Origin of the sequence: Vibrio sp. 10N.247.310.98 (assembly GCF_041467395.1) — a bacterium.
Classification (GTDB): domain Bacteria; phylum Pseudomonadota; class Gammaproteobacteria; order Enterobacterales; family Vibrionaceae; genus Vibrio; species Vibrio crassostreae_C.
In genome coordinates, this window is record NZ_JBFSUL010000055.1 from 1 (window position 1) to 25,841 (window position 25,841).

Here is a 25,841-nt window from a genome sequence, read left to right on the forward strand (position 1 = left end):
CACTTACTACCGTTTTTGTTTTTAGTTCCCGCTAATCCGCGATGAACCTTAAAAAGGCCTAGTCACACGACTAGGCCTTTGTGTATCCAACTAATTAATACACCTGAATGCACACCTGATTCTTACCCGCAGCCTTTGCCTTATAGAGCTGCTCATCAGACGAACGAATACTCTGGTTTTCCCACAAGTGCCCTACGCTGTCGAACTTATACAAAGAGTAAAGCGTCGCGCCACCAGACACTGAGATACTAATCTTGTCACCCGTAGGGCATCGATAACTCTGTAGGCTAATGTCGTTTTGAATTCGCTCAAAGATCGATGAAAGCAACTCAGACGATTCACCCGTAATCGCGACAACAAACTCTTCGCCACCAAATCGAGCCACGATATCTTGCTGTCTAACGCTGTTCAGCATCAACCGAGCAACATGGCAAATCACCTCGTCCCCCACTTTATGGCCATGCTGATCATTAACGACTTTGAAATCATCGATATCAAACACGCCAACACCAATAATCGGCTCTTCATCTTGCGCCAGTAATCGAGCCTCAAAACCACGTCGATTCAGCAAGCCCGTTAATGGGTCGCGCATTGCTAGCTCATTTAAACGCTGGTGCTCTTGTCTTGTATAGAAGCGCCATAGCCATAAAACCGAGAGCAGATACAAAACCAACAGTATCGACAGCTGAATCTTCTCCATCTCCAATACATGCAGAAAGTGCTCGCTCTTATCTTCTTCAATACTCAGATATAGCTGGGTGTTAATGTCATCAACATACAGAGGCTTGGAATACGTAAAATCCATAAACCCGTATTTGTTTGCGCCTCGAGTACTGGTGACTTTATAGCCATGGGTAGGGTTCGATACTAGGTTCGAGACATAGCCATCGACACCCAACACCCCTTTAAACTCACCATTAACGTAGATTCCTTTGGTTAAGGTCACCACTTTCTGACCTGTCAGGTAGTCATCATATTGGCCGGTATACACCACTTGGTCTTGCCCTTGAGCTAAGCCAAAGCGAATCGTGTTCACCCAATAAGGCCTGCTATTCACAACCGAATCAAAGGTGTCGCCCTTAATGTAACTGGCAAAATCAGAAGGCGAAGAGATAATGAATTTCTCTTTTGAAATGAAATAAATCGCAGAGATAGTATCAATGGTATTGGCAAAATAAGCCATGGTCGGCGCGATGAACAGGCGCTTGCCCGCTTCGGTATAAAGGTCCGATTCCGGGTTGCACATCTCGCGAGGGCCAGAGAACATAAAATCAAAACGAGGGGCATGTTGCTCCTCACTGGTGAAGTAACACGTCTCACCCTCGATCTTTTTGTCATGCGAGAATACGTAGGTATCCCCATGCAGTGGATAAAGCGCAGTGATGTTGTACTCAAGCGCATTTATGATCTGTGTGAGCTCCGCTAAAGAGCGTGTTACGCCTTGGTTTTCCATTCCATACTGTTTATCTGATTCTTCCGCTGAATCAACGAGCAACAAGCTCAAAACTACTAAAAAACTGGCGGTCAGGCCTAAGAAAGCCTTTTTAAAATCGACGGTATGGTGGTTAATCAAAGCATATAAATCATCATTAGGAATTTATCGCACATTGTACTCATAAGTAAAAATACTGCAATAGAAAATATAAAACAATATGCTTATCTATTTTGGAGGGGCGTTTGGATATCTATAAGAAAATGTTGAGTTGCAATAACGCCTAAGTCAGATGCACTTAGGCGTTATGAATCACTATAGTAACACTAAGCCTTACTTAGCAAAGTTTACAATCGGGAAGCACGGGAAGAAACCGTTGTCAGCACAGTTGATCAGACCAACTTGTACGCCTTCGATTTTGTTGGTTTTGTTGAAGATACCAACCTGAACCGTAGACACTTCTGAAAGGTTCGCAGCGCCAACATCAACCATAGTGTTACCTTCTGAGTAGTTGACGAAACTCACGTTCGCGCCTTTCACATCATTAGTAATGTTCACAGCACCAAGGTTAACACCCGTTGTTTTACCCGTGTTCCAGTTGAAGAAACCTAGAGATGCACCGGTCATTTCTTGGTTCACTTTTGATGCACCCAAAATACCCAGGTTCACACCTGTGGTCGTTTGCGTCTCAGACATACCAACAACGGCAAGATCGACACCTTTAAGGTCGTTCACTTGTCCGTGAAGTAAAGCCAAGCGCACACCGCCAACAGCATCTGAGTCAGGTGCGTTGAAGCCATTGATCGTTGAAAACATAACAGGCGAAGAAGCAAATGCCGCCGGTGCCATTACTGCTGCAGACACAGCAAGTACTGAAAGTAGTTTTTTCATTGGGGAGTCTCCACTGACTTATTGTTCACTTGATTAATCCATTTTTAATCAAGCATTTATTGTCCTTTATTCAACAGCTACCCATGTTAAATCAATGTAATAACTGTACTGTTGAATATAAGCCGCTAAATCATAAAGAGCAATGGTTAAGAGCAGATGCGGGATTCGAGTGAACGAGATGCGAAAAGCAAAAAAAACAGAGACCGAAACCTCCGCTCTAACGCTTATTATTCCAAACAAAAATCTAGGCGAGAAAATCAACATGTTTCACAAGCTTATAGCCCACACACTTATTGCCGCATCTAAAGCGATGTCATCCTAAAAAATTTATTGATAAAAGCTCAACAGACCTCAGGTATTCAAAAACTAATGTTCGTAAAATTCTGAAAATAAACTAAATTCTAATATAGGAATAGAACGATATGAAACAGTGGGAATAGCATGGTTAAGGAACCTACGAATAAACAGACCATTAAAGCGATTATTTCGCGTGGTTTTTTGGCTATCGTGTTATTTTTAGGCCTCTATATCTATGTTAGCCATGCTCTGAAGAACAAAGAGCAGGACATGATTAATCTCCAGCTCAGTCTTTCTGAAGCTTATAGCGTTATGCTCTCTGTCAGACGACAAGAGCAGCAGTTTGTTTCCACAAGGCAACCAGAGATTCAAGAACAACTCAATATAAAGCGAAGTCAGCTGATCGAAAAGCTAGCTGAGATCGATGGGAAAATCGTACGAAGCGACCTCAATATTTCTTTTAATTATGCCAAAGTTGTCGAGTATCTCGACGAGTACCACACCGCCTTTACATTATTAGCCCTTGAGTTAGTCAGCATACATGGCAAGAGGGACCAAATTGGGCTCATTGAGAAACTAAAAAATGCAGCGTTGACACTTGAGCGCTTCGTACATGAATCCAATAATGTGCAGCTTGAAGAATTGACTTTAGAAACACAAGATCTCATGTATCAGTTCTTTACCGATTTTGATCAGACAACATTAGATAAGATTGTCGATTCATTGTTCAAAATCCAAGATGAAATAGAACAGAATTCCCGAACGATCAGTGCATTAGCTTCGTTTAATAATTTTAAACGCCACTTTTGGCGATTGCAGCGAGGGTTAAAGAGTGTCGGGTACAGCTCTGATAGCGGCCTCAAAGGAGAACTCACCAGCAGTATTTATCATGTTGAAGATGAGCTCAACTTACTTTTCACCGAAACACCCAAGCAGATCGCAGAGAGCCTGACGCAGATAAAGTCGTACAGCTACTTATCGACAGCCGCATTAGGAGGGGTGACGTTACTGGTGCTGCTTTATGTTGTGTGGCGTGCCAGTCAACTTGAAACTCAATTGATTGTTTCACAAGAGAAAGCACGACAAGCAAACCGTGCAAAAAGTGCCTTTCTTGCCAATATGTCTCATGAGATACGGACACCGCTTAATGGCGTGATTGGTATGTCAGAAATACTGGCAGAAACCAAACTATCCGCAGAACAGAAAGACTGCCTTGGGACTATCTATACCTCTTCTCAAACCTTACTTATGTTGATCAACGATGTTCTCGATCTGTCCAAAATTGAATCGGGTAAACTGGAAATTAATCCACATACGACAGACTTAAGAGAGCTGCTGTTTGATAGCGTGACTCTGATTTCTTCTAAAGCTTATCAAAAGCAGATTAAGTTGGAAGTTGAAATTGATGGCGAGCTCCCAGAGTACATTCATGTTGATGGGAATAAAATTCGCCAAGTGTTGATGAATTTAGCCTCAAATGCGATCAAATTTACAGAACAAGGCTCTATCGTATTCACCGCTAAACGGCTTCCATCATTGGAAACAGAGTGTGTGGTCGAGTTTTCTGTTCGAGATACGGGTATTGGTATCGCAGCAGACCAACAAGAGCACATTTTCAAAGCGTTTTGCCAAGAAGATACCAACATCACCTCCAATATTGCGGGGACCGGATTAGGGCTTAGTATTTCGTCACGTATGGTGGAAATGATGGGAGGCTCGATAAACGTTGAGTCAGAGAAAGACGTGGGCAGTTGCTTTCATTTCCAATTAACCGTAGTGCCATCAGATCATTCTGAACATAAAAATCGTAAACAAACCGTTGTCTATTATTCAGATGCGCCATCGAAACTTTTACTCGATGACTTGTTCCGCCTTGGTTACTCACCACAACTAAAATCAATCGAAACAAACTTGGCGGCAACTGACCTCCCAGAGATCGCTTTGATGGAAGATATTAACCAAGCCAAAACACTGCATCGCTTAGCACCAGAGGTGAAAATCATCATAGTGAAAGATAATCTTAGTGATCCTATGAGTGAGTGTCATTTTATCTCAGGCTATGTGACTCTTCCTATGCTCGGTTCCCGCTTAAGTAGCATGTTGAACTCCGTGCTTGAAAGGTCACAGCCACAACCCCCTCAACATCAACCTGAGCCGATAGAAGCGACTGTACGTCAAAAAGTCCTCGTAGTTGAAGATAACCGCGTAAATCAGAAGGTGGTATGTATCAATTTAGATAAGTTAGGGATTGAATATTGGGTTGCCAATGATGGACAAGAAGCGATTGATTTATATAAAGAGCATCATCAAGACATCGGCCTTATCTTGATGGACTGCATGATGCCGAATGTAGATGGCTTTGAGGCAACAGAGCGAATCAGGCGCTATGAAGAAAACCTGCAACTTCAGGCAACACATATCCTCGCTTTAACGGCATCCGTGCTCGATGATGATATTAAACGTTGCTTCGAGTGTGGAATGAACGATTATCTTCCAAAACCATTTAAGCGTGACATGATGCTGCAAAAAATTGATGAACAACAGTTTACGCACAAGGCAGGCTGACCAAGGAGCTTTGGAAAAAAGGGGGATGGTGAAGCTGAAATACAGATACGGGATGCGAATAAATAAGGCTTAAGAGCAAAAAAACGGAGACCGAAGTCTCCGTTTTCTAAAGCTTATGTGTGACTTTCTCTGCTATAGAGAAAGGGGGATGATGTAGGGTAGCAGCGACGCATTACTGCGACACCGCCCCCTAAGAACCGTACGTGCGAGTTTCCCCGCATACGGCTCAAGCCTTTATAAGCACCTACCTAAGTAAATGCCAGCAACTCAAACATGTAATTGCCTATGACAATTAATATGCAACATCATAAGATTTTCGCTATTGTCCGAACCACCATCGACTCGTCGAATGATATGGTGAACATCCCATTCATCTTCAGAGGCAAACTGCCGGTGGCATACCGCACACTGGAAACCCTGCCTTTCGGCAATCTTCCAAAGCTTCATGTTACCTGATAAAGATTTCTTCAATCTTCTGATCGTCAAACTTTCAAAATATTGCTCATCTTCTGGTAAGTAACAATTCGCTAATGCCTTAATCTTTACATGCTTGTCGATTTTCACTCTCGATGCGTAAAGCAAACGGTAGTAGCCATCTTCCTCTTTTGGTCTTGGTGCACTGAATACCCAATTCCTATCCCCTACTGACTTAAAGTATTTATCTTTAATCCAGCGTTTTCGGCGATTAGAATGGATACGTCGACACCAACGCCAAAGCATCTTCCAGATTCGGTAATCTACATACTTGAATGTCTCACTAGCACAGATCCAACGATGGTAATTACACCACCCTCTGATCATCGGGTTCAACTTGGCAATGATTGCACTCGCTGGAGCCGTTTTGTGACTATCGAGATAATCTTTTATGTTTTTCAAAAAGACTTTCACATTCTTTTTCGCAGGCTTGATTAACATCTTGCCTTTGTATTTCCGAACGTTCTGCCCTAGGAAATCAAACCCATTCTCTATATGTGTGATTAATGTTTTTTCCTTCGACAGTTCTAACCCACGATCCGCCATAAAGGCTTCAACTATTGGCAGTACTTCTTGCTCTAACAACTCTTTCGAGATGCCAGTGATGACGAAGTCGTCAGCATATCGCACATAGTTAACCTTAGTTTTATAACTAGCTTTGGTGTTTTTCTTCCCGAAATGAGATTCCAGCACCGCATCTAGCCCGTCTAAAGCCATATTCGCAAGTACAGGAGAAATAATTCCTCCTTGCGGTGTACCTGCTTCTGTTGGATTCCAACTTCCAGATTCCATAAATCCGGATTTAAGCCACTTCTTGAGTATCACTTTATCCATAGGGATATTAGCGATTAACCAATCGTGACTAATGAAATCAAAACACCCTTTAATATCCCCCTCTAATACCCATTGGGCACTACTCTTGCGACTGAGGTTTACGAAACATTGTTCAATAGCATCAGCACAATTGCGGTGAGGACGAAATCCATAGCTATGTCTGTCCGCTTTGGTTTCCGATACAGGTTCTAGCGCTAACAGGTGCAGTGCCTGCATTGCTCTATCACGCATGGTCGGTATTCCTAGCGGACGTTCTTTACCATTAGATTTAGGAATGTAAACCCTCCTTAACGGCATTGGCTTGTAGCCTTTACTCGTTAGAGATTGAATAGCATCCCATTTCAAAGTTGGTGTATTCCAAAGTACTTTGTCGACACCTGATGTTTTCTTTCCACGGTTTTCGGTTACCCGTTTTACCGCTATCGCTTTGGCAGAAAAAGAGCGTATTAACATGCGCTGTAGCTTTTTAATTTGCCTGTTATCGCCGTGTTTAGTTGCCTTCGCAATCCGTACTTGTAGCTTCTTTACTCTTTGATGGCATAGCTTCCAATTAATGGTTTGCCAGCTATCGTTCGAGTATGAGAATGCAGGTAGACACTGTGCCTTACTCATCTTGCTTTCCTCATGGTGGATCCCCCATGTGGAGTGAAGATAGATCTCCCCTAAGGGTGAAGTATCATTCACCCTTAGGGGGACAAGTATCAACCAGCGAACGAAGTTCGCTAGTCATCCTTCGGCTTTACAAGCCTTCTTACGATTAAAGACCTAATGGAAGTCTGCACTCTTTCGAGTTGAGGCAAAGTCTGAACCTCTATCTTGGCGATTACAGCCAAGCATTCGCTTTATCCATCGCTCCCATACCCACTCATCCAACAGCTCCCCTTACGGGTTACCTGCCTCGAGGGCGAATAATTGGGCTTACCAAGTTCCTGTATTTGTACAATTAGTTACTTAGGTTCTACCTATTCAACGGTGGCACAACAGTAGCGTAATCCCAGATGTAAAAGGAATAACCTGTCCACATACCTTTTGGTCAGAGCGCCTTGCAGTAATCAACCTAGATTGATTGCTACAAACAAAGACATTTCGCTCGTCGCGGCTGACGTTGTTTATCAGTAGTTCACATACGTTAACCTTATAACCAAGCCTAGCCTCTCAATCGGTCGTCATTACCGATATCTGTATTATTTGCTCGCGCAAACGACACACCTTTTCAGGGAGTACATTGTCAGGAAGCTTCGCACCAATCCGTTACCAGATTCGCACTATCCCTAGGCTACTACTTGCTACAAAGTAGGTCTTATCACTCAAACTGTTGTTGAGAGTAAGACAATACAAACACAAGCTTCAGTCAATTGACTGTTGAAGCACCTCTTCTTGTTCTGTCAGTGAGGAGTACTCACTTTCAGCTAAGAAGCCAAGAGCTGCAGTTTATGAGGGCATGCCAAACCATTGGCATGTCGGTCCCATGTCTTTCCTTTTTAAAGGCAGTTTCCTGCGCGTTGGTGCCAAAGATTATTACTTTGAATGCACATCGGCATAGTTAACTAAGAGGCAGCACGCTGCCTCAGACATATTTCCGTTTCGAAGACCCTTTCGGGTATGGAGGTTGGGTGAGAGGAACTCTAGGCAGAGCGTTATCATTACATCCTCGGAGTTGATAACTAGGGCGGTTATATCCAACGATATTTCCGCCCACCTCAGTACATTATCCTGAGGAACAGTCAATGCGACCCTTGTCGCACTACATCATGCCGCCCATGCCACCCATACCGCCCATGCCACCCATATCAGGCATTGCAGGGCCAGAATCTTGTGGCTTATCAGTGATCATCGCTTCTGTTGTGATCATAAGACCAGCAACTGACGCTGCGAACTGAAGTGCAGAGCGAGTTACCTTAGTTGGATCTAGGATACCCATTGCAATCATGTCGCCGTATTCGCCAGTCGCCGCGTTGTAACCGTAGTTACCTTCGCCAGCACGAACGTTGTTAGCAACAACAGACTCTTCATCACCTGCGTTCTTAGTGATTTGACGGATAGGCGCTTCCATTGCACGTAGTGCAACACGGATACCGACGTTTTGCTCTTCGTTGTCGCCTTCAAGGCCAGCAACTTTAGATGCAGCGCGGATAAGTGCAACACCACCACCAGCAACCACACCTTCTTCAACGGCAGCGCGAGTTGCGTGAAGTGCATCTTCAACGCGGTCTTTCTTCTCTTTCATCTCAACTTCAGTTGCAGCGCCCACTTTGATTACTGCAACACCGCCAGCTAGCTTAGCTACGCGCTCTTGAAGTTTCTCTTTGTCGTAGTCAGACGTTGCATCTTCGATTTGTTGACGGATTTGAGAAACACGACCTTGGATCATTGTTTCTTCGCCCGAGCCATCGATGATGGTTGAGTTTTCTTTAGTGATAGTTACACGCTTAGCTTGACCTAGGTCTTCTAGCGTTACTTTCTCTAGGTCTAGGCCGATCTCTTCAGAGATAACCGTACCGCCAGTTAGGATAGCGATGTCTTGCAGCATAGACTTACGACGGTCACCGAAACCAGGCGCTTTAACAGCAGCCACTTTAACGATGCCACGCATGTTGTTCACAACTAGAGTTGCAAGCGCTTCGCCTTCTACATCTTCAGCGATGATAAGAAGTGGACGAGATGCCTTAGCAACCGCTTCTAGAGTCGGAAGAAGTTCACGGATGTTCGAAACTTTCTTGTCGATAAGAAGAATGAATGGGCTTTCTAGATCAACAGAACCCGCTTCTTGGTTGTTGATGAAGTAAGGAGATAGGTAACCACGGTCGAACTGCATACCTTCAACTACGTCTAGCTCGTCTTGTAGAGCCTGACCTTCTTCAACCGTGATTACGCCATCACGACCTACTTTTTCCATCGCTTCAGCAATGATGTTACCTACTGTCGAATCAGAGTTCGCAGAGATAGTACCTACTTGCGCGATAGCTTTTGTATCTGCGCATGGAACAGAAAGGCCTTTTAGCTCTTCAACTGCAGCGATAACTGCTTTGTCGATACCGCGCTTAAGATCCATTGGATTCATGCCAGCAGCAACGGCTTTTAAGCCTTCAGTGATGATTGCTTGAGCAAGAACTGTTGCTGTAGTCGTACCGTCGCCCGCCGCGTCATTCGCTTGCGAAGCCACTTCTTTAACCATTTGCGCGCCCATGTTTTGGAACTTGTCTTCAAGTTCGATTTCACGTGCAACTGAAACACCATCTTTAGTGATCGTTGGTGCGCCAAATGATTTGTCTAGAACAACGTTACGGCCTTTAGGACCTAGCGTTACTTTTACTGCGTCAGCCAGAACGTTTACACCTTCTAGCATTTTAATACGTGCGTCATTACCAAATTTAACGTCTTTAGCAGCCATCTTAATTTCCTTTCAAATTCTTTGTTTCGGGGCGTCTCAGCGTTATCGCGTCATTCTGAACAGTGAGGGACGAACGTGATTCAGAATCTACTCAAATCGCACTCTGTTTAGATTCCAGATAATTCGTTCCTCATTTCTGGAATGACGATATGAATCATCCAATACTGGCTCTGATAACTTTTACTGAGAGTTAAATGAAAAATAGATTACTCGACGATCGCCATGATGTCGTTTTCAGACATAATCAGAACTTCTTTGCCGTCGATTTTTTCAGTTTTCGTGCCGTAACCTTCAGCAAAGATAACGGTATCGCCAACTTTTACGTCCAACGGTTGCACTGAACCGTTTTCTAGAATGCGGCCTTTGCCGACAGCTAGAATGATACCGCGAGTCGATTTTTCTGCGGCAGAACCAGTTAGAACGATGCCACCAGCAGATTTAGATTCAACTTCTTGGCGCTCAACGATAACTCGGTCATGTAGAGGACGGATATTCATCGGTCTTATCTCCTGATAATTTCCATTTAAATTTTGATAGTTGCCACGATTAGCGTGGGTCAAACAATATGTTGGGGGCGATGTGAAAGATCCCAAGGGGGGAACGAAAAAATTGTGAGCTAAAGTGCAGATTCTCACCCCTCATCTTTCCCTGCTTTTCGTTTACTCGTATCCCGCATCTGTTTATCCTACGCTTTTGGTTTCTATCGGCGTTTTGCATGCAAGATAAGCACGGGCTATTAACTGCCCCAATTGAGAGTACATTGCGTACCATGACCATACCGACCATATTCGGTATGGTGGCGATCTTGATGTTTAACTTGGTCGATACCTTCTTTATCTCACTGCTCGGCACACAAGCACTTGCAGCAGTGAGCTTTACCTTTCCAGTCACCTTTGCCATCAACTGCATCACCATGGGGATTGGTATTGGCTTATCGACATGTATCGGTCGATTGCTTGGCCAAGGCAGCGCACAAAATGCAGCACGCTTTACCTGTCATGGCTTATTGCTGGCTCTGCTTCTGGTCGGCTGCGCGTCTACATTAGGTATTATCGCCTTAGAACCTATGTTTACCCTGCTAGGAGCAAAGCAAGAGTTGTTGCCGCTGATATCGGAATACATGTCGGTGTGGTATCTCGCGATCCCATTTTTGGTCATCCCCATGGCAGGCAACAGCGCGATTCGAGCCAGCGGTGATACGAAAACACCCGCTAAGATCATGCTACTGGCTGGCCTTATCAATGGCGTTTTAGATCCGCTACTTATCTTCGGGTATGGGCCTTTCCCTGAACTGGGGATTCAAGGCGCTGCGATTGCCAGTGGTTTCAGTTGGTTTGGTGCTTTGTGTGGCTCACTCTACGTATTGATGGTGCGAGAAAAACTGCTTGCGCCGCCTAAGCTGACAAACATCGTCAGTGACTGGCGACAGATCTTAAAAATAGGCACCCCAGCGGCTTTGTCTAACGCTCTGAACCCACTTGCCGGCGCTATCATCATGATGATGCTGGCCAAACAAGGGACTGAAGCCGTGGCGGCGTATGGCGCAGCGCAACGTATCGAGTCCATTCTTATCATTGTGTTGATGTCTCTTACTTCGGCGCTTACGCCTTTCATGGCGCAGAACTTTGGCGCAAACAACCCACAACGCAGTTTTAAGGCACTGTTTCTGAGTATGCGTTTTGCTGTGATGTTCCAAGGTTTGATTTTCTTAATGATGGTGCCGTTGAGCATTCCTTTGGCTGCCCTGTTCTCTCAAGAAGAATCCGTCCGAGGCATATTGTGGCATTACCTGTTAGTCGTGCCCTTTAGCTATGGATTCCAAGGCATTGTGATGATGCTGATCAGTGGGATGAACGCCATGCATCAACCACTCAAAGCCTTTCAATGGAGCTTCATGCGTTTGTTTGTCTTTACCTTGCCATTCGCTTGGATAGGCAGCCAAATTGATGGTGTCGAAGGGCTGTTTATAGGCTTAGCCTTGGGGAACATTGTCGGCGGTATTTCAGGGTACTTGTTTGCGCTTCGTGTAAGGGGTAAAGCAGATGCGGGATACGAAAAGATATAAGAGCAGATACGGGATGCGAAAAGATATAAGAGCAGATACGAGATGCGAGTAACCGGGATGCGAAAAGATTTAAGAGCTTAAGAGCAGTTACGAGATTCGAAGAGCTTGAGAGCAGAAAAAGACTAAAAAAAGGAAGATGACATGGAAGACACCACTTACAAAATGTTCTATGACGCGCCGATTGGCAAGATGATCATTGTGAGCAATGGTGTGTCGCTTATTGAAATTGACCATGTAAATCACGAAGAGCTAATGATTAGCAATCCAGATGACCTTTGCCAACTGGCAGCGAAACAGTTAGATGAGTACTTCGCAGGTCATCGAATAGAATTCGATTTGCCATTAAGAGCGATAAAAGGCACTGAGTTTCAAAAAGTAGCTTGGCAAGCTTTAACAACCATTCCTTATGGCGAAACCATCAGTTACGGTGAACAAGCGAAAATAATGGATAACCCAAAAGCAGTAAGAGCTGTGGGTGGTGCAAATGGCAAGAACCCATTTAGTATTGTTGTGCCTTGCCATAGAGTCATCGGCGCGAATGGAACATTAACCGGCTACACCGGCGGTATGAATCGCAAAGAGTGGTTGTTAGATTTTGAGCGTTCGATCTTAAATAAAAAGAAGTAAACCTTATCTCACTAGATCAATAATATAAAATTTCGCCATCAAGAAGCGCCATTATCACCAGACAACATATAGTCTATATTTAAAATTTCATACAAAGAGGTGATGGTAATGTCCACTGATACGATTGAATCTTATGAAGATCGAAAGCGTAGAGATGGAGCTATAGCGCTAATGAAACTATTATCGTTTTCTATTGATGATAAAAAACATGACCGAGTCAATTCAGGTACTCAGATTCGAGATAAACTGGCAAAACGTAAACAATCGGTTCAAGAATCAACATCACCGTTACGCTGATAATAATACGTTCGGTTACTTTAGTTTAATCCCATAAGTGTCAATATGGGCAAGTAGCTCATTCGATGTAATTCTATGCTTAACGAGCAAGTCAACCTTGAATGGAAGCGACGACTGTTCTAAACGATCTTGCAAGCCTGCGACGACACTTAACGAAATCCCATGCCCCTCGATAACAATATCGATGTCGGAGTTATCTTTATAAGTTCCAAGGGCTCTAGAACCGAATACCCAGGCATGAATGACTAAAGCATGATTCAAAACAATATCCTCAATCAACTGATACTGATGAGGCTTAAGGCCGACCGAGTCTGGTTTAACCAAATAACTATCGATCACATTTAACCTCTTGTTCGCATTGACCCTCTTGATCACATTTAAGCTTTAAATAGAGTGTGACTTGCCCTATCACTGGTGAAAATGACTCTAAGATCAGTGACTGAGCTTCAAGGACATTTTCCTCATCATAGGTGTGGGACAATAAATTTCGTTTTATGAGTGCTTCAAGCATAATCTCACACTGCTCCGAAGACAGGTGCTTAGCTTCTAAGGCCGTACGAAAAACGCTCCTCGGCGAAGCCACATCAAACCCTTCAAACTCAAGTAAGTCTTTAAGGGTCTTCCATGTCAGTTCGAAAGAAAATTCAAAAGTTTGTACTAACCCAGCGAGCTCTAACTCATTGTAGCTATCTTGTGAGCACGCTCTCTCAAGCCTTTGCTGCGCTTTCATTAAGTTTTGCAGTCGTTGCTTCCAACGGTCTGGGTTTGAGTTCATATAAACAGCCTAAATATAAGGTAAAAGACAAGTATAGTATGAGCCTTAAGCTACCTAATCATTCAAGAAATGTCACTCTTTCGATATTCATCAAGACTGTTCTTTTCGTCTTTTGTTTAAGGTCGTGCCCTTATGTTCTCCCCTGCATGTTTTTCTTACCCAATACCTGTCCTTAAGCTCTTCGCTACTCGTTTACCCGTATCTCACATCACGCATCCGTTCTTAAGCTCTTCTCATCTCGCTTACTCGTATCTCACATCTATAAAAAAGCCCGCACTTTTAAGTGCGGGCTTTCAAAATCGTTAAAGCTCAGTGAACCGCTGAGCCAAACAACTATTTAACTACTGACTATTTAACGATCACATCACCTGACATTTCTGCCGGGATTGCGATACCAGATAGAGAAAGCATCGTTGGTGCTAAGTCAGACAGTTTACCGCCCTCTTTGAACTCAACGTCTTTGTTACCTACGTAGATAAGCGGCACTGGCAAGTTAGTATGTGCAGTGTGGATGCCACCCGTTTCTGGGTTAACCATCATTTCTGCGTTACCGTGGTCTGCGGTGATAAGCAGTTGGCCGTCAGCTTCTTTGATTGCTTCAACCACTTTACCAAGACATTCGTCTAGCGACTCTACGGCTTTAACTGCTGCATCGTAAACGCCAGTGTGGCCAACCATGTCACAGTTAGGGAAGTTACAAACGATAGCGTCGTATTTACCGCCTTTGATTGCGGCAACAAGCTTTTCAGTTAGCTCTGGCGCGCTCATTTCTGGCTGTAGGTCGTACGTTGCTACTTTTGGAGAAGCAACAAGTTGACGCTCTTCGCCTTCGAACTCGTCTTCGATACCGCCATTGAAGAAGAAAGTAACGTGCGCGTATTTCTCTGTTTCAGAGATACGTAGCTGCGTCTTACCTTCCTTCGATAGCCATTCACCGTAAGTGTTCTCTAGAGAAGCCGGTGGGAATGCACATAGAAGCGGGATGTCTGCCGCGTATTGAGTCAGCATTACGAAATCGATCGCTGGGAATACGTTACGAGCAAAACCGTCGAAATCAGGAACGAATGCACGTGTAATTTCACGAGCACGGTCAGCACGGTAGTTCATGAAAATAACCGCATCGCCATCAACGATAGCGGCAGACTCTTCGCCTTCCGCTTTGATTTCAGTCGCTTTAACGAACTCATCGTTTTCGTCACGAGCGTAAGCCGCTTCTAGACCAGCCACAGCAGTGTCGAATGTGAACTCAGCTTTTGCTTGAGTCAGCAGGTCGTAAGATTCTTGAACGCGATCCCAGTTGTTATCACGGTCCATTGCGTAGTAACGACCAATAAGCGAAGCCACACGGCCTTTGCCTAGCTTAGCGAACAGTTCTTGGAAGCGTGCCAGTGTGTTTTCTGCGCTACGTGGCGGCGTATCACGGCCGTCTAGGAATGCATGCAGGTAGATTTTCTCTGCGCCACGCTCTGCTGCCATTTCAACAGCTGCGTAGATGTGATCTTCATGAGAGTGAACGCCACCTGGAGACATAAGGCCCATGATGTGAACCGCTTTCTCAGCTTTCACCGCTTTATCGATAGCGTTCACTAGCGTTTCAGTTTGGCCGAACTCACCATCTGAAATTGACTTAGTAATACGAGTAAGATCTTGGTATACCACGCGACCCGCACCAATGTTGGTGTGACCCACTTCAGAGTTACCCATTTGGCCATCAGGTAGGCCTACATCTAAGCCAGAAGCCGAGATTAGCGTGTTAGGTTGGTTAGCAATAAGACCGTCTAAAACTGGAGTCTTAGCGTTCGCGATAGCGTTGTCTTGGTTGTCTTCACGGTAACCGTAACCGTCAAGGATCACTAGAGCCATTGGCTTCTTAGCTGACATAGGACTGACCTCGTTCAATTCAAAATAAATCGGTATAAAAACAAATTAGCGTAATTTTACTACAGTTTACAGTCAAAACTGTAGTGGAAGATCAAGAAAGGGCGCAGGTAGGATGATCGAATATGAAAAAAAGCGTCATTTTCTACTGCGAGAAGATCGTAAACCGCAGACTGGGCTACTAGTGAAATAAGCAAAAACCCTAGCACGCGAAATTAAGAGATCACGAACAGGACTGAACCTTCTTTCAACTCAATGTCAAATACATTAAAATAGTCAAAAATACACAATTAGGCTTAACTGTGCTCATTTCACTTCTTGATCTCTCTTTTCTGTTCTTCTTTTCTCTTGCGACTCTTTTTATCATGCGCAAATTCGCAAAGAAGATAGGTTTAGTCGATAAACCAAACGCTCGGAAGCTTCATAACGGTGCAATCCCATTAGTAGGTGGTATTTCTATCTGTATATCACTCCTCTACTTCTTGTTAAACAATCCTGAAATACTACCTAACACACCACTATACGCAGCTTGCATTATAATTCTCGTGGGAGTTGGTGCTTTAGATGATAAATACGATTTGAGCTTCCAGTTGCGCTTTGCCATACAAGCAGCCCTATCTGTAGCTATGATGATGATCGGAGGAATTGAGCTGAACACAATTGGAGATATTTTAGGGACAGGTGAAGTAATTACACTCGGATGGTTTGGATATTTCGTCACAATACTTGCTGTAATAGGAGCTATCAATGCATTTAATATGGTAGATGGCATTGACGGGCTCTTAGGAGGATTATCTATAGTTACTCTTGGTGGCCTTGGAATTATGTTGAATTATGATGAGCAGTATAACTTGGCTTACATCTGCTTAATTCTCGTCGTCATAATCACACCTTATATCTTACTAAACTTAGGGGCATTTGGGCGAAAACGGAAAGTTTTTATGGGGGATGCAGGTAGCATGCTAATTGGCTTTACTGTAATTTGGTTGCTTTTATTATCTAGTCAGAATGGTAGTAAGCCACCACTTCGTCCGGTGACTGCATTATGGCTAATAGCCGTACCATTAATGGATATGGCAGCTATTATGATCCGAAGAATAAGGAGAGGTGACTCTCCTTTTAAACCAGATCGTGAACACCTTCACCACATATTCCAAAGAATGGGGCTTACATCTAAGCAAACCTTACTAGTTATATCACTAATAGCAACTGTATATTCATCTGTAGGAATAATATCTGAAATTAATAATATCCCTGAGTTTATTATGCTTTATGCATTCCTCATATGTTTCGTTACATACCTTATTTTCATTTCCTACATTTGGAAAATAACAAAATTTACAAAAAACATGATTAACTATCTAAAACATCGTTAATTAGCTTTTCACAAATAGAACTATAGCTATATGTAATTTGGGCTTCTTCCTTACCTCTAGCCCCCATTTCAATGAGCTCGCCACTAGAAAAAGAACTCATTTTTAATATTGCAGTAGCTAGTTCTTCGCAGTTTTCTGCCTTTACAGAAATTCCAGCATTACATTTTTTTATGGGGTCACAAGATCCAGAGTAAGAGTGTATTATTGGCTTGCCTGAAATTAAATATTCGGGAATCTTATTGGCACCAATTCCAAATTTATATAAAGACTCATTCTTCCATCCTATATAACAAACATCAAACATTTCCAACAAACTGTAAATTTGGCTCTTGGAAACGGGTTCAAGAAAAGTAATATTGGAAAGTGTTAAGTTCTCGGCCATTTCGATCAATTTTGACTTTTCTTTCCCGATTCCGACAATAACAATGTGTATATTTTCATGCTCACGAATTAAATGAGCTGCCTCTACAAGCGTATTTAGCGCATTTGCTACGCCAACTGTACCGGCATAACCGACAATAAATTTATCTAGAGGTATTCTACGCCTCAAGTTTTTTGGAAGCTCTTCCTTTGAAGACAACTCTTCGGATGAGTAACCGTTGGGTATCCAGGAAAACTTATTGGGGTGCATCCCATATGATTCCATATGTTCATTAGCATTCTTTAAGTTAGATATAACTTTATCTGAGACTCTATACGCGCGCGCTTCGATCCAGCTAAACAGTCGAATTAGAGGGTGAGTAGGGGAATACCCTCCTAACTCGATTAATGTGCGAGGCCAAATATCTCGAACCTCAAAAACTAAACGTGAACCAAAACGTTTAGAAAGTAATTCTGCCCCTAAAAAAGAAGTCGGTGAAGGGGAAGAACACAAAACCACATCTGGTTTAGGTAAAGACTTGGTGGTCAAAAGTTGTATTAATATAGGAAAAACAAACCAATTTAGAACTCTCAACTTACTATGAGCTTCTCGGTAATCAAAGTTTTTAACCCAAACAAAATTAAAGCCACTTATTTTTTCTATATAAAAAAAACCGCTGAATTTAGGTTTATGCCGTAATAAATGATGACTAGCAGAAGCAATCAGGTATACTTCATAGCCCTTTTTCGTAAGCTCCTCCGATAAATAAAACTGCCTCCCGCCCATACCTGTTTTGGGTGTAGATGCATCTTGATGTACTATCCAAATTACTTTCTTCATAATATTTAACGACCTATATACTGAATTTTCGAATCATATCACACAGCAGTTTATTATTTTCCCGAGAATTAAATTTTTCTGATACAGACTGAAGTCCATTCTTAGATAATTCAGAATATAATACTTCGTCAGATAACAATCGAATTATTGAGTCGCCTAACGCAATGGAGTTCTTATCCTCTACCAATAATCCGTTAAAACCATCAGTTATCAGCTCGTTTATTGAGCCTGTATTTGTCGAAATACATGGAAGACCTGTATTCATGGCTTCCATCAAAGACACTGGAATTCCTTCATGTAGCCCGGCACCAAGATCTACACTAGGCAAACAACAAAAGTCGATCTGTTCTGAACTCAACAAATCAAGAACAATAGAATGTTCCAAGTTCCCTTCAAAAACCACAAAGTCCTGTATTCCCAATTTTATAGAATAATTTCTTAACTCGTCTAAAAGCTGACCATCACCAATAAATGTACATTTCACAGGGCCAAATTTTTGAACAACATGTTGAATTGCTTCTAACAAATAAACATGTCCTTTGACACTAATTAAAGAGCCAATACAAACAAAGTTAAATTCAGATTTGTCTAATGCCAGCTTTCTCGTAGAGTTAGTTCCATCTACAGTGATACCAAGATATATACGTTGTATCTTGTTAAAAAACTCATCAATAATATATTCAGGGAATAAATCGCTTGAATGTTCTGAAATCGTTCGAACAAAGCTAGTTTTGTTCATCTTTGTTCTAAAATTATTAGCATCAATAATATCCCAACGATGAGCTGTGACACCAAAAGGAGTTCCAGTCATCTCGGACAACAATAGTCCTAACTGGGCAGGTGCTGTAAGCCAATGACAATAGATAAAATCATATTCTTTACTTCGTATATTTAGTTCTGAAAAATAAATAGCCTTAGGTAGTAAAATTAGATTTCTTAATGTCTTTATCAAATTATTAGTAAAGCATAAACCTGCTAATTTAAAGAGAGATAAAGGCCTGAAAATTATATATAAAATAAAAGTTCGAATATAAAAAAATTCAAACAAATTAAACTTCATATAATCGCCGCTTATATCTATATATTGTTCCTTAATATCGCCTCTTGGATAAGTGGGAAGTAAATCTACAATAAAATTTTCCGACAAATTTTTTAATTCTGGTTCAATAAACCCCTCACCCTTGCCATAAGGATAAGAAGATGTAACAACTAATATTCTCTTTTTCATCTCACTTTACCTAAAAACTAGTTCCTACAATGAAATTAAGAAATCCATTCTTTTTCTCTCTTTCTTCTTATGTTCGAGGCGTTTTTCAGAGAAAATCAATACTTTTTCTTTTCTATCTTCGACCTTTTCCCAATAGTCGACCAAATTACGTATTTTTGTTGCTGTTTCAAAAATATCGTGACTGTTAACATGAGCGTAGTATTTACCATCTTCAATATCGGTATCAATATAATTACCGATAACAGGAAGACCATAAGAATAGTACTCACGGCTCTTTAGGGGACAAGCTTCATACATACCATGTCGTTCTATTGCAAGAGCGCTTATCCCAAAGTCAGCATTCATTAAAACGTTTTCGAGATCTTTTTTCTCCAAGTAACCATAGTGTCTGACATTACCTCGTGTTTGACCTTCGTAACCAACGATATCAAATTTATATTCTGTTAATTGATCAGCTAAGTCTAATAAAATGTCGTAACCGTGACATGCATTACCAGGCGATGCGACGAAAACCATTCTAGGCGTGTTATTAGTCGAATGCAGATTTCTCTTTACATATTTTATTCCGTTAGCTATTACTTCAGCACGAACGCTACTATACTTAGCAATATAGTCTTTCAACTCATTAGTAACACAAACGAAACCGTTTACTTCATTTAACAGTGATTTTTTTGTGATCCTATTGTATACCTTCGTTGCCAAACTGTATTTTTTATATTCAACTTCATCATTTGAATTTATTTCCATACAAACAAGATAACGTTTAAAAACGACTTTAAAATAATAAGTAAATAATAAATACCTTGTATAAATAATATCTACTCTTATATTTTCCAAATCATCTTTTATTTTTTTAGATATCGACCAAATTTTAGTTAATTTTCTAATTGCACTGTCGGATTTTGAAATCTCATCTCCCAATACTTTTATTATTTTAGAGTTGACATGATATCTTACGTTTGATTTCAATGAATATATATATACATCATATCCTAAAGATATCCATTCGGTTGTTTGCAGTAGTACTTTTTTTATTATCGAGTTGGGGTTTTCTATTGAGAATTCACATTCTACTATATATACAACACTCATAAGTCACCTGTGTCTTTTCTTAACTTTGGATAAATAACTAGCATAGCAATCAATATAAACTGCAAGTAATAATACATTAAAGAAGAACTAGGAACAGCTCCAATTAGAGGGCACAACACAAAGACAGGGATAAGAACAGCCTCATACCCTCCCCTAAACTTATCCTCACTAAACTTGATGAGGTTAACTATTGCCATTATATAACTAAACAGTAATAGTAAAAATGCAGGAACTCCATACATAATCATGACCTCCATAAATAAATTATGAGGATCATACAACCCTTCACCGTAAAGAATAACAGAATGGCTTACATAATTATATTTTTCTGAAAATCCGAATAGTAAGTAATACCAATCGTTAGATATTAAGTTTATATAGTTTTCAATTATCGATATTCTTATCATATTGCTGTTATCTAACAAGTATGAAGAAAGAATGATAGAAGATGAGAACAATCCAATGATACCAATTGATATCATTAATATTCTAAAAAATTTGTTAGGAAGCTTTAAATAAATAACCAGACCATAAAAAGCTAATATAGATAACAAGAAACCTCTAGAACCTAGATATATACAAATACTTAACGATAATGTTATCGCTATAAAACCAGAAACCTTTACTCCAATACTTTTAGATTTAATAGAATATGAAGATAGGGTTGCAATAAAGAAAAACATAGAAAACGAGAAGTCATTATAATTTGCGAATAGCCCTGAAACCAAAAATCTGTCCGTTTCTAGATACCTAACATGCTCATTTCCTGCATATAAATAAGAAGCAAAGTTGAAAGAGAACATAATCTCTATCAATGCAGTAACTAAAACCACCCCACCAGAGATGATAATAGTGTCACAAAGCAATCGATCAAATGAAACATTTATGGTATTAACACAGATCAAAAACACTAGAAATACTGAAGGTACTAACAAACTAATAATTGATGTATCGTGGATAATATAGTTTATAGATGATACAAAAAAGCACGTGACAAAAAATAGATATGTCGTTACATCCAAAACATTAAACTTTGTGAATCTAAATCTAGAGCCTAAACCAATAATATTTACACACAGAAATAAAATAAAGCTAAACGGTAATCGAGAAAATAATAATATTAAACTTACTCTCTTTAATTTATCAATCAAAATCTAACTCTCTACGTATATTTCTCAAAGAAAAAATCTCTTCCTTATACAAAAATACGCATAATAAAAAAATCAATAGCCAAGTAACTATTGAATATAATAGAGGAATTGGTAACAAAGCAAATAAAATCGATGACAAAATTGATATTGAAATTAGAAAATAAGACTTAATCCCGGAAACTCGTAGCCAAATAGCTGATGAAATCTCAGTTCTAACTATAAAAAATATAAACATTGACAAAATCGTAGATATGGAAGCTCCTATTGCACCATAATTAGGAACTAATAAGTAATTACCAATCACATTACTTAAAGCTGCAATAACTGAAGATAAAAGAGAAAAGTAAGTCTTCTTTTTCAAAGAAATACCTATTGATGTTGTTTCCGATAAAGTATAAAAAAGTGGGACTGAAATCATCATAGGTAAGATTAAGCTTACGTTAAAATACTCTTCGGGTAATACATATACAGCCAACCATGAAAACAAACCAACAAAGCAAAAAGTTAAAACAACGATTAATTGTACAATTCTAGAAACATAACCAACCTTATCTAAATTTTTTCCTTCAGAAGACCACTTAAACACAGTGGGGGCCCATAGTGTATTAAAAATTGCCCCTAGCACACCAGCAACAGAAGCAAAACTAATTGCTACTGAATATACACCTAACTCTTCGAATGTTGAATATGAGCGAATAGCTACTTTATCTATTGCCATTAATGCCCATGAGGAAATCGCAGCAAAAACTAATGGGGAACCATATAACATCATTCCTTTTAGATTTTGAATATCGTCTTCGCTAATTTTTTTTAATGTCAACTTCCAGTCTGATTTATAAATTAGATATACAAATGTAACGAACAAAGATATAAGCTTAGCAAATAACAACCATACGAAGTTACTTGGCAAAGAAACAAGTATATATGTTAAAATTAGTAGAAAAAAAACAAACCTTGGAATTATTTGACTTAAAGAAAAAACCAAACCATTCCCTTTCATTCTTGGAATCAAAGAAAACAATCTAGATAATAGAGCACAAAGCAAAGAAAGTAATATCAAAAAATCATAGTTATTATCAGAAAAATCGAAAATCACATCTGATATATAGCCAGGAAAAAATAGTAGTACGATTATAGCTGGAACTAAAAAAAATATTAATGTAGGAATCAATGCGAAGCTAAATAGCAAGTTTCTATTATTCGAATCATGATAATAGCGAGTATATGACTGATCTAAGCCCAAAGTGAAAAAAAGAGTACAAAAACTAATCATAACTTGCAATAGTGATATTTTACCAATATCAGCTGATGAGAAATGCCAAGCAATTATAGGTAAAGTAATAAAACCTAGAAAAGCTCCACCGATAGGCCCAATAGAAAAGCTAATAATCTTATTCATTTTTCAGCCAATATTCTCATGTATTCTTTTGTAAGTTTATCTACTACCACTTCCTCGCTGAAATTGGATAAGCAATGGTTAATTATAGCTTGATTATCAAATGTATCATAATTATGGTACATTTTTAACATATTTTCAGAAAGACAATCGATATCGTCAACGTTTGACGAATAACCGTTAAAACCATCGATAACAATAGATTCAGGACCGCCACATCTAGTTGCAACAACAGGCTTGCCAAGAGCTAGAGACTCAATCAATACAACACCAAATGTCTCTATTTTGCTTGACAATACATACGCATCACTACTGATCATCAGTTTTTTAACTTCTTCTCTACTTAACATCCCCAAGAATTCTACTTTATCTGATATACCTAACTCTATAGCAAGTTCTTGAAGATATTTACGAGCTCCTCCATCTCCCCCAATTTTCAATATTACATTACTAGTATTAGAAAATGCCTTAGAGAATGATTTTAATAGCAAATCTATCCCTTTATTGTCACTTAGTATACTAACATTACAGAATGTGAAAGCTTCATTTTTAGGACTAATTGATAAATCAAATTGCTCAAAGTTTTTTTGCAAAATATTAGGTATATAAGTCCAAGCGTTAGGACATTTGAACTTATTATCAAGGAGTTTGCAAAATGATTCACTAACTGCAATATTTAAAGCTGATTTAGATACGGTTTTTTCTGCTAACAAATATTGCCATTTTTTAATATTATCTCGAGCATAGCTAGAGCTATGCTCAGTAATAACATAGTCAATACCATATTTATCAGCAATTATTTTGGCAAGAAGCCCTCCATTAAACACGCAGTGAGCGTGAAGTATATCAGGCAACCCATACTCTTCTTTATATTTGTCGAAAATTTTTATACCTTGATTTAGGTATAGCATAATATTGATATAAGGCACTCTAGGCGATAAACCAAAATTCACACTCTGAAAAACAGGTATCTCATTATCTATGAATGAAAATACAGGTTTAGATTTGCTGTTAATTATATTTCTCAAAGATATTTGATGTGGATATATTACGCCAACGTCATGACCATAACGTTTTAATGCTAATGCTTGCTCCCTAAAAAAACAGCCACCTATATCATTTTTGCGAAGGGGGTACCATGAGGGAATTATACAAATATGCATGCTATAACCTAGGCTAAAATTAGAGATATGGGTGCATTGGTAAACTTAGAACTTTTTGAGATAGTGACTCTGCGATAGGAAAATCACCTTCTTTGTAGCCTAAATGAGAAAATGCCGTCTGCTGATGCATGCAGGTACGATAGTAAACCATCGTAGGTATGCCTTTAGATGTGTAGTCATTAATCACCCGCTCTCTATCCGAAGTCATAATCGTATATTGAGCCCAAGAGCTTCTATAACCTTCTGGGACACAGGGGGTTACGAATGTCTTATTCAACTCCAGAGAATACTTGGCAGCAGATCTATTTCTTGCTTCGAGCTCTTCAGGAAATACATACAACTTTTCTAAAAGTATCGCGGCTTGAATAGTATCTAGCCGACTATTCACACCTATACGAACATTATCATATTTATCAGTGCCCTTACCATGTACACGTAACGAGCGCAATAGCTCTGCATACTCATCATTGTTAGTAAAAATTGCACCACCGTCTCCATAACAACCTAATGGCTTAGCAGGGAAAAAGCTAGTCGTCGCAATGTCTCCAAAAGAGCCCGCCATTTGTCCATTTATCGAACCTCCAAAACCTTGTGCAGCATCTTCAATCAATCTCAAATTATATTTTTTGGCTATTGCTTCAATTTTGGGATAGTTTGCTGGTAACCCAAATAGATCAACAGCAACGATAGCTTTAGGTGTCAATTTGCCTTCTAGAATCGTCTTTTTTATTTTGCTCTCTAGATCTTCAGGGCAGATATTAAAAGTTTGTTCATCTGAGTCAACAAATACCGGAGTCGCCTGAGCGAAAGAAATAGTCTCCGCACTGGCAAAAAATGTGAATGTCGGACAAAAAACAGCGTCATTTTTCTCTATCCCTAGAGCCATCATAGCCAATGTTAGTGCATCGGTTCCATTTGCACATGTAATAGCATGCTTCACGCCAACAAAACTAGCAAGCTGCTCTTCTAATTCATAGACTTCAGGGCCCAAAATATATTGACCGTGCTCTAGTACTCTGTGGATTCGATGATCTATTTTTTCTTTTAAATGATTATATTGTGCTTCTAAATCTATAAATTGCATTCTAAGTTTCACTCTGATACTACTGTCAATGTAGAGCCTTCAAGTTTATATGTAACTTGCGTATGAGGGCAGATAGCTTGGCCTTCGCCTTGTAAAGGTAATTTGATTTGTTCACCAAACATGCTCATCCAACCAACCTGTTTAGCGGGAACGCCAACCATTAAGGCAAAAGGCTTTACACTTCGATTTACTACTGTGCCAGCACCAATAAACGCATACTCTCCAATAGTCGTACCACAAACGATCGTGCAGTTCGCTCCCAAAGTCGCACCTTTCTTTACTAAAGTATCTAGATATTGCTCTTTACGTTCAATTAACGATCGGGGATTATAAACATTTGTGAACACCATACTCGGGCCACAAAAAACACCTTCTTCCAAATGTACATTGTCATAAACAGATACATTATTCTGAATCTTACAATTGTTTCCTATTGTAACTTTATTGCCAACAAAGACATTTTGTCCTAATGAAACACCTTCCCCTACCACTGCACCCGAACAAATATGAGCCCAGTGCCAAATTCGAGAGCCGTCGCCAATCTTTGCGCCCAGATCTACAATAGCCGTATCATGTTGAAAAAAATTCATGCTTACTCCAAACCGTTAAAAAGTAGAAGAAAAA

The 25,841-nt window shown here is 40.3% G+C and carries 21 protein-coding genes; 5 read left to right on the forward strand and 16 right to left on the reverse strand.

The genetic code is table 11. The annotated features are described in order from the left end of the window. Positions 1 to 94: 94 nt before the first annotated feature. Together AB6E78_RS18095 and AB6E78_RS18100 are read right to left on the reverse strand one after the other, a co-directional pair. Complete coding sequence (locus tag AB6E78_RS18095; protein WP_017063163.1) at positions 95 to 1,573, reverse strand: diguanylate cyclase; 1,479 nt, start codon at positions 1,571 to 1,573, stop codon at positions 95 to 97. 192 nt (positions 1,574 to 1,765) lie between these two features. Then, the gene (locus AB6E78_RS18100) at positions 1,766 to 2,323 is read right to left on the reverse strand and encodes a VC2662 family protein (RefSeq protein WP_017067162.1); all 558 of its coding nucleotides are present in this window, start codon (positions 2,321 to 2,323) and stop codon (positions 1,766 to 1,768) included. Positions 2,324 to 2,764: 441 nt separating this feature from the next. Between AB6E78_RS18100 and AB6E78_RS18105 the strand changes: the two genes are divergently transcribed. Continuing rightward, positions 2,765 to 5,185: an ATP-binding protein gene (locus AB6E78_RS18105; RefSeq protein WP_372134029.1), complete on the forward strand. Its 2,421-nt coding sequence runs from the start codon at positions 2,765 to 2,767 to the stop codon at positions 5,183 to 5,185. Positions 5,186 to 5,452: 267 nt separating this feature from the next. On the opposite strand, the gene ltrA is transcribed toward AB6E78_RS18105, so the two are convergent. From ltrA to AB6E78_RS18120, 3 genes are all read right to left on the reverse strand, one after another. After that, positions 5,453 to 7,105, reverse strand: a complete 1,653-nt coding sequence (gene ltrA, locus AB6E78_RS18110; protein WP_108156761.1) for a group II intron reverse transcriptase/maturase — start codon at positions 7,103 to 7,105, stop codon at positions 5,453 to 5,455. Between the two features lie 1,132 nt (positions 7,106 to 8,237). Next, a complete protein-coding gene (gene groL, locus AB6E78_RS18115) occupies positions 8,238 to 9,884 on the reverse strand; it encodes a chaperonin GroEL (RefSeq protein ID WP_372134030.1) in 1,647 nt (548 codons plus the stop codon). Between the two features lie 206 nt (positions 9,885 to 10,090). Then, positions 10,091 to 10,381, reverse strand: coding sequence for a co-chaperone GroES (locus AB6E78_RS18120; RefSeq protein WP_010433998.1), 291 nt, complete (start codon positions 10,379 to 10,381; stop codon positions 10,091 to 10,093). A 218-nt stretch (positions 10,382 to 10,599) separates the two neighbouring features. On the opposite strand from AB6E78_RS18120, the gene AB6E78_RS18125 reads away from it, so the two are divergent. The 3 genes from AB6E78_RS18125 to AB6E78_RS18135 all read left to right on the forward strand — a co-directional run bounded on the left by AB6E78_RS18125 (position 10,600) and on the right by AB6E78_RS18135 (position 12,873). Further along, positions 10,600 to 11,949 carry an MATE family efflux transporter gene (locus AB6E78_RS18125; protein ID WP_065584506.1) on the forward strand — a complete coding sequence of 450 codons (1,350 nt, stop codon included), beginning with the start codon at positions 10,600 to 10,602 and terminating at the stop codon, positions 11,947 to 11,949. A 141-nt stretch (positions 11,950 to 12,090) separates the two neighbouring features. Further along, positions 12,091 to 12,576, forward strand: a complete 486-nt coding sequence (locus tag AB6E78_RS18130) for a methylated-DNA--[protein]-cysteine S-methyltransferase (protein WP_372134031.1) — start codon at positions 12,091 to 12,093, stop codon at positions 12,574 to 12,576. Between the two features lie 171 nt (positions 12,577 to 12,747). Then, complete coding sequence (locus AB6E78_RS18135; RefSeq protein WP_260302023.1) at positions 12,748 to 12,873, forward strand: hypothetical protein; 126 nt, start codon at positions 12,748 to 12,750, stop codon at positions 12,871 to 12,873. A gap of 15 nt (positions 12,874 to 12,888) precedes the next feature. Here AB6E78_RS18135 and AB6E78_RS18140 read toward each other — a convergent pair whose 3' ends face one another. The 3 genes from AB6E78_RS18140 to gpmM all read right to left on the reverse strand — a co-directional run bounded on the left by AB6E78_RS18140 (position 12,889) and on the right by gpmM (position 15,529). Then, positions 12,889 to 13,212: a nucleotidyltransferase family protein gene (locus tag AB6E78_RS18140; protein ID WP_372103415.1), complete on the reverse strand. Its 324-nt coding sequence runs from the start codon at positions 13,210 to 13,212 to the stop codon at positions 12,889 to 12,891. Then, positions 13,202 to 13,648 carry an HI0074 family nucleotidyltransferase substrate-binding subunit gene (locus AB6E78_RS18145; protein WP_017093683.1) on the reverse strand — a complete coding sequence of 149 codons (447 nt, stop codon included), beginning with the start codon at positions 13,646 to 13,648 and terminating at the stop codon, positions 13,202 to 13,204. Before AB6E78_RS18145 ends, AB6E78_RS18140 begins: the two co-directional genes overlap by 11 nt. Before the next feature lie 348 nt (positions 13,649 to 13,996). Further along, a complete protein-coding gene (gene gpmM, locus AB6E78_RS18150) occupies positions 13,997 to 15,529 on the reverse strand; it encodes a 2,3-bisphosphoglycerate-independent phosphoglycerate mutase (RefSeq protein WP_017060549.1) in 1,533 nt (510 codons plus the stop codon). Positions 15,530 to 15,828: 299 nt separating this feature from the next. Between gpmM and wecA the strand changes: the two genes are divergently transcribed. Then, the gene (gene wecA / locus AB6E78_RS18155) at positions 15,829 to 16,902 is read left to right on the forward strand and encodes a UDP-N-acetylglucosamine--undecaprenyl-phosphate N-acetylglucosaminephosphotransferase (protein ID WP_372112499.1); all 1,074 of its coding nucleotides are present in this window, start codon (positions 15,829 to 15,831) and stop codon (positions 16,900 to 16,902) included. On the opposite strand, the gene AB6E78_RS18160 is transcribed toward wecA, so the two are convergent. The 8 genes from AB6E78_RS18160 to AB6E78_RS18195 are packed head-to-tail and all read right to left on the reverse strand — an operon-like array spanning position 16,880 to position 25,807. Further along, the gene (locus AB6E78_RS18160; protein WP_372112497.1) at positions 16,880 to 18,103 is read right to left on the reverse strand and encodes a glycosyltransferase family 4 protein; all 1,224 of its coding nucleotides are present in this window, start codon (positions 18,101 to 18,103) and stop codon (positions 16,880 to 16,882) included. The genes wecA and AB6E78_RS18160 overlap by 23 nt on opposite strands. Before the next feature lie 13 nt (positions 18,104 to 18,116). Beyond that, positions 18,117 to 19,331 (reverse strand): glycosyltransferase family 4 protein, encoded by a 1,215-nt coding sequence (locus AB6E78_RS18165; protein ID WP_372134032.1) that lies wholly within the window; start codon positions 19,329 to 19,331, stop codon positions 18,117 to 18,119. Positions 19,332 to 19,355: 24 nt separating this feature from the next. Continuing rightward, positions 19,356 to 20,423: a glycosyltransferase gene (locus tag AB6E78_RS18170; protein WP_372112493.1), complete on the reverse strand. Its 1,068-nt coding sequence runs from the start codon at positions 20,421 to 20,423 to the stop codon at positions 19,356 to 19,358. Beyond that, the gene (locus tag AB6E78_RS18175; protein WP_372134033.1) at positions 20,420 to 21,574 is read right to left on the reverse strand and encodes a hypothetical protein; all 1,155 of its coding nucleotides are present in this window, start codon (positions 21,572 to 21,574) and stop codon (positions 20,420 to 20,422) included. Before AB6E78_RS18175 ends, AB6E78_RS18170 begins: the two co-directional genes overlap by 4 nt. Beyond that, on the reverse strand, positions 21,567 to 22,973 hold the full coding sequence (locus AB6E78_RS18180; RefSeq protein WP_372134034.1) for a lipopolysaccharide biosynthesis protein: 1,407 nt from the start codon (positions 22,971 to 22,973) through the stop codon (positions 21,567 to 21,569). The genes AB6E78_RS18175 and AB6E78_RS18180 overlap by 8 nt, the downstream gene beginning before the upstream one ends. Continuing rightward, a complete protein-coding gene (locus tag AB6E78_RS18185; RefSeq protein WP_372134035.1) occupies positions 22,970 to 24,133 on the reverse strand; it encodes a glycosyltransferase in 1,164 nt (387 codons plus the stop codon). Before AB6E78_RS18185 ends, AB6E78_RS18180 begins: the two co-directional genes overlap by 4 nt. Before the next feature lie 19 nt (positions 24,134 to 24,152). Continuing rightward, entirely contained in the window at positions 24,153 to 25,217 is a 1,065-nt protein-coding gene (locus tag AB6E78_RS18190; RefSeq protein WP_372134036.1) for a DegT/DnrJ/EryC1/StrS family aminotransferase, read from the reverse strand. Positions 25,218 to 25,225: 8 nt separating this feature from the next. Next, positions 25,226 to 25,807 (reverse strand): acyltransferase, encoded by a 582-nt coding sequence (locus AB6E78_RS18195; protein ID WP_372134037.1) that lies wholly within the window; start codon positions 25,805 to 25,807, stop codon positions 25,226 to 25,228. Positions 25,808 to 25,841: the final 34 nt, after the last annotated feature.

Excerpts from the sequence above, each read along its gene's own strand:
- AB6E78_RS18195 (WP_372134037.1), bottom strand. The coding sequence starts at position 25,807 with ATGAATTTTTTTCAACATGATACGGCTATTGTAGATCTGGGCGCAAAG.
- AB6E78_RS18170 (WP_372112493.1), bottom strand. The coding sequence starts at position 20,423 with ATGAGTGTTGTATATATAGTAGAATGTGAATTCTCAATAGAAAACCCC.
- AB6E78_RS18165 (WP_372134032.1), bottom strand. The coding sequence starts at position 19,331 with ATGAAAAAGAGAATATTAGTTGTTACATCTTCTTATCCTTATGGCAAG.
- AB6E78_RS18100 (WP_017067162.1), bottom strand. The coding sequence starts at position 2,323 with ATGAAAAAACTACTTTCAGTACTTGCTGTGTCTGCAGCAGTAATGGCA.
- AB6E78_RS18160 (WP_372112497.1), bottom strand. The coding sequence starts at position 18,103 with ATGAAGAAAGTAATTTGGATAGTACATCAAGATGCATCTACACCCAAA.
- AB6E78_RS18135 (WP_260302023.1), top strand. The coding sequence starts at position 12,748 with ATGAAACTATTATCGTTTTCTATTGATGATAAAAAACATGACCGAGTC.
- AB6E78_RS18130 (WP_372134031.1), top strand. The coding sequence starts at position 12,091 with ATGGAAGACACCACTTACAAAATGTTCTATGACGCGCCGATTGGCAAG.
- AB6E78_RS18180 (WP_372134034.1), bottom strand. The coding sequence starts at position 22,973 with ATGAATAAGATTATTAGCTTTTCTATTGGGCCTATCGGTGGAGCTTTT.
- AB6E78_RS18145 (WP_017093683.1), bottom strand. The coding sequence starts at position 13,648 with ATGAACTCAAACCCAGACCGTTGGAAGCAACGACTGCAAAACTTAATG.
- AB6E78_RS18185 (WP_372134035.1), bottom strand. The coding sequence starts at position 24,133 with ATGCATATTTGTATAATTCCCTCATGGTACCCCCTTCGCAAAAATGAT.
- gpmM (WP_017060549.1), bottom strand. The coding sequence starts at position 15,529 with ATGTCAGCTAAGAAGCCAATGGCTCTAGTGATCCTTGACGGTTACGGT.
- AB6E78_RS18125 (WP_065584506.1), top strand. The coding sequence starts at position 10,600 with ATGCAAGATAAGCACGGGCTATTAACTGCCCCAATTGAGAGTACATTG.
- AB6E78_RS18120 (WP_010433998.1), bottom strand. The coding sequence starts at position 10,381 with ATGAATATCCGTCCTCTACATGACCGAGTTATCGTTGAGCGCCAAGAA.
- AB6E78_RS18190 (WP_372134036.1), bottom strand. The coding sequence starts at position 25,217 with ATGCAATTTATAGATTTAGAAGCACAATATAATCATTTAAAAGAAAAA.
- groL (WP_372134030.1), bottom strand. The coding sequence starts at position 9,884 with ATGGCTGCTAAAGACGTTAAATTTGGTAATGACGCACGTATTAAAATG.
- ltrA (WP_108156761.1), bottom strand. The coding sequence starts at position 7,105 with ATGAGTAAGGCACAGTGTCTACCTGCATTCTCATACTCGAACGATAGC.
- AB6E78_RS18105 (WP_372134029.1), top strand. The coding sequence starts at position 2,765 with ATGGTTAAGGAACCTACGAATAAACAGACCATTAAAGCGATTATTTCG.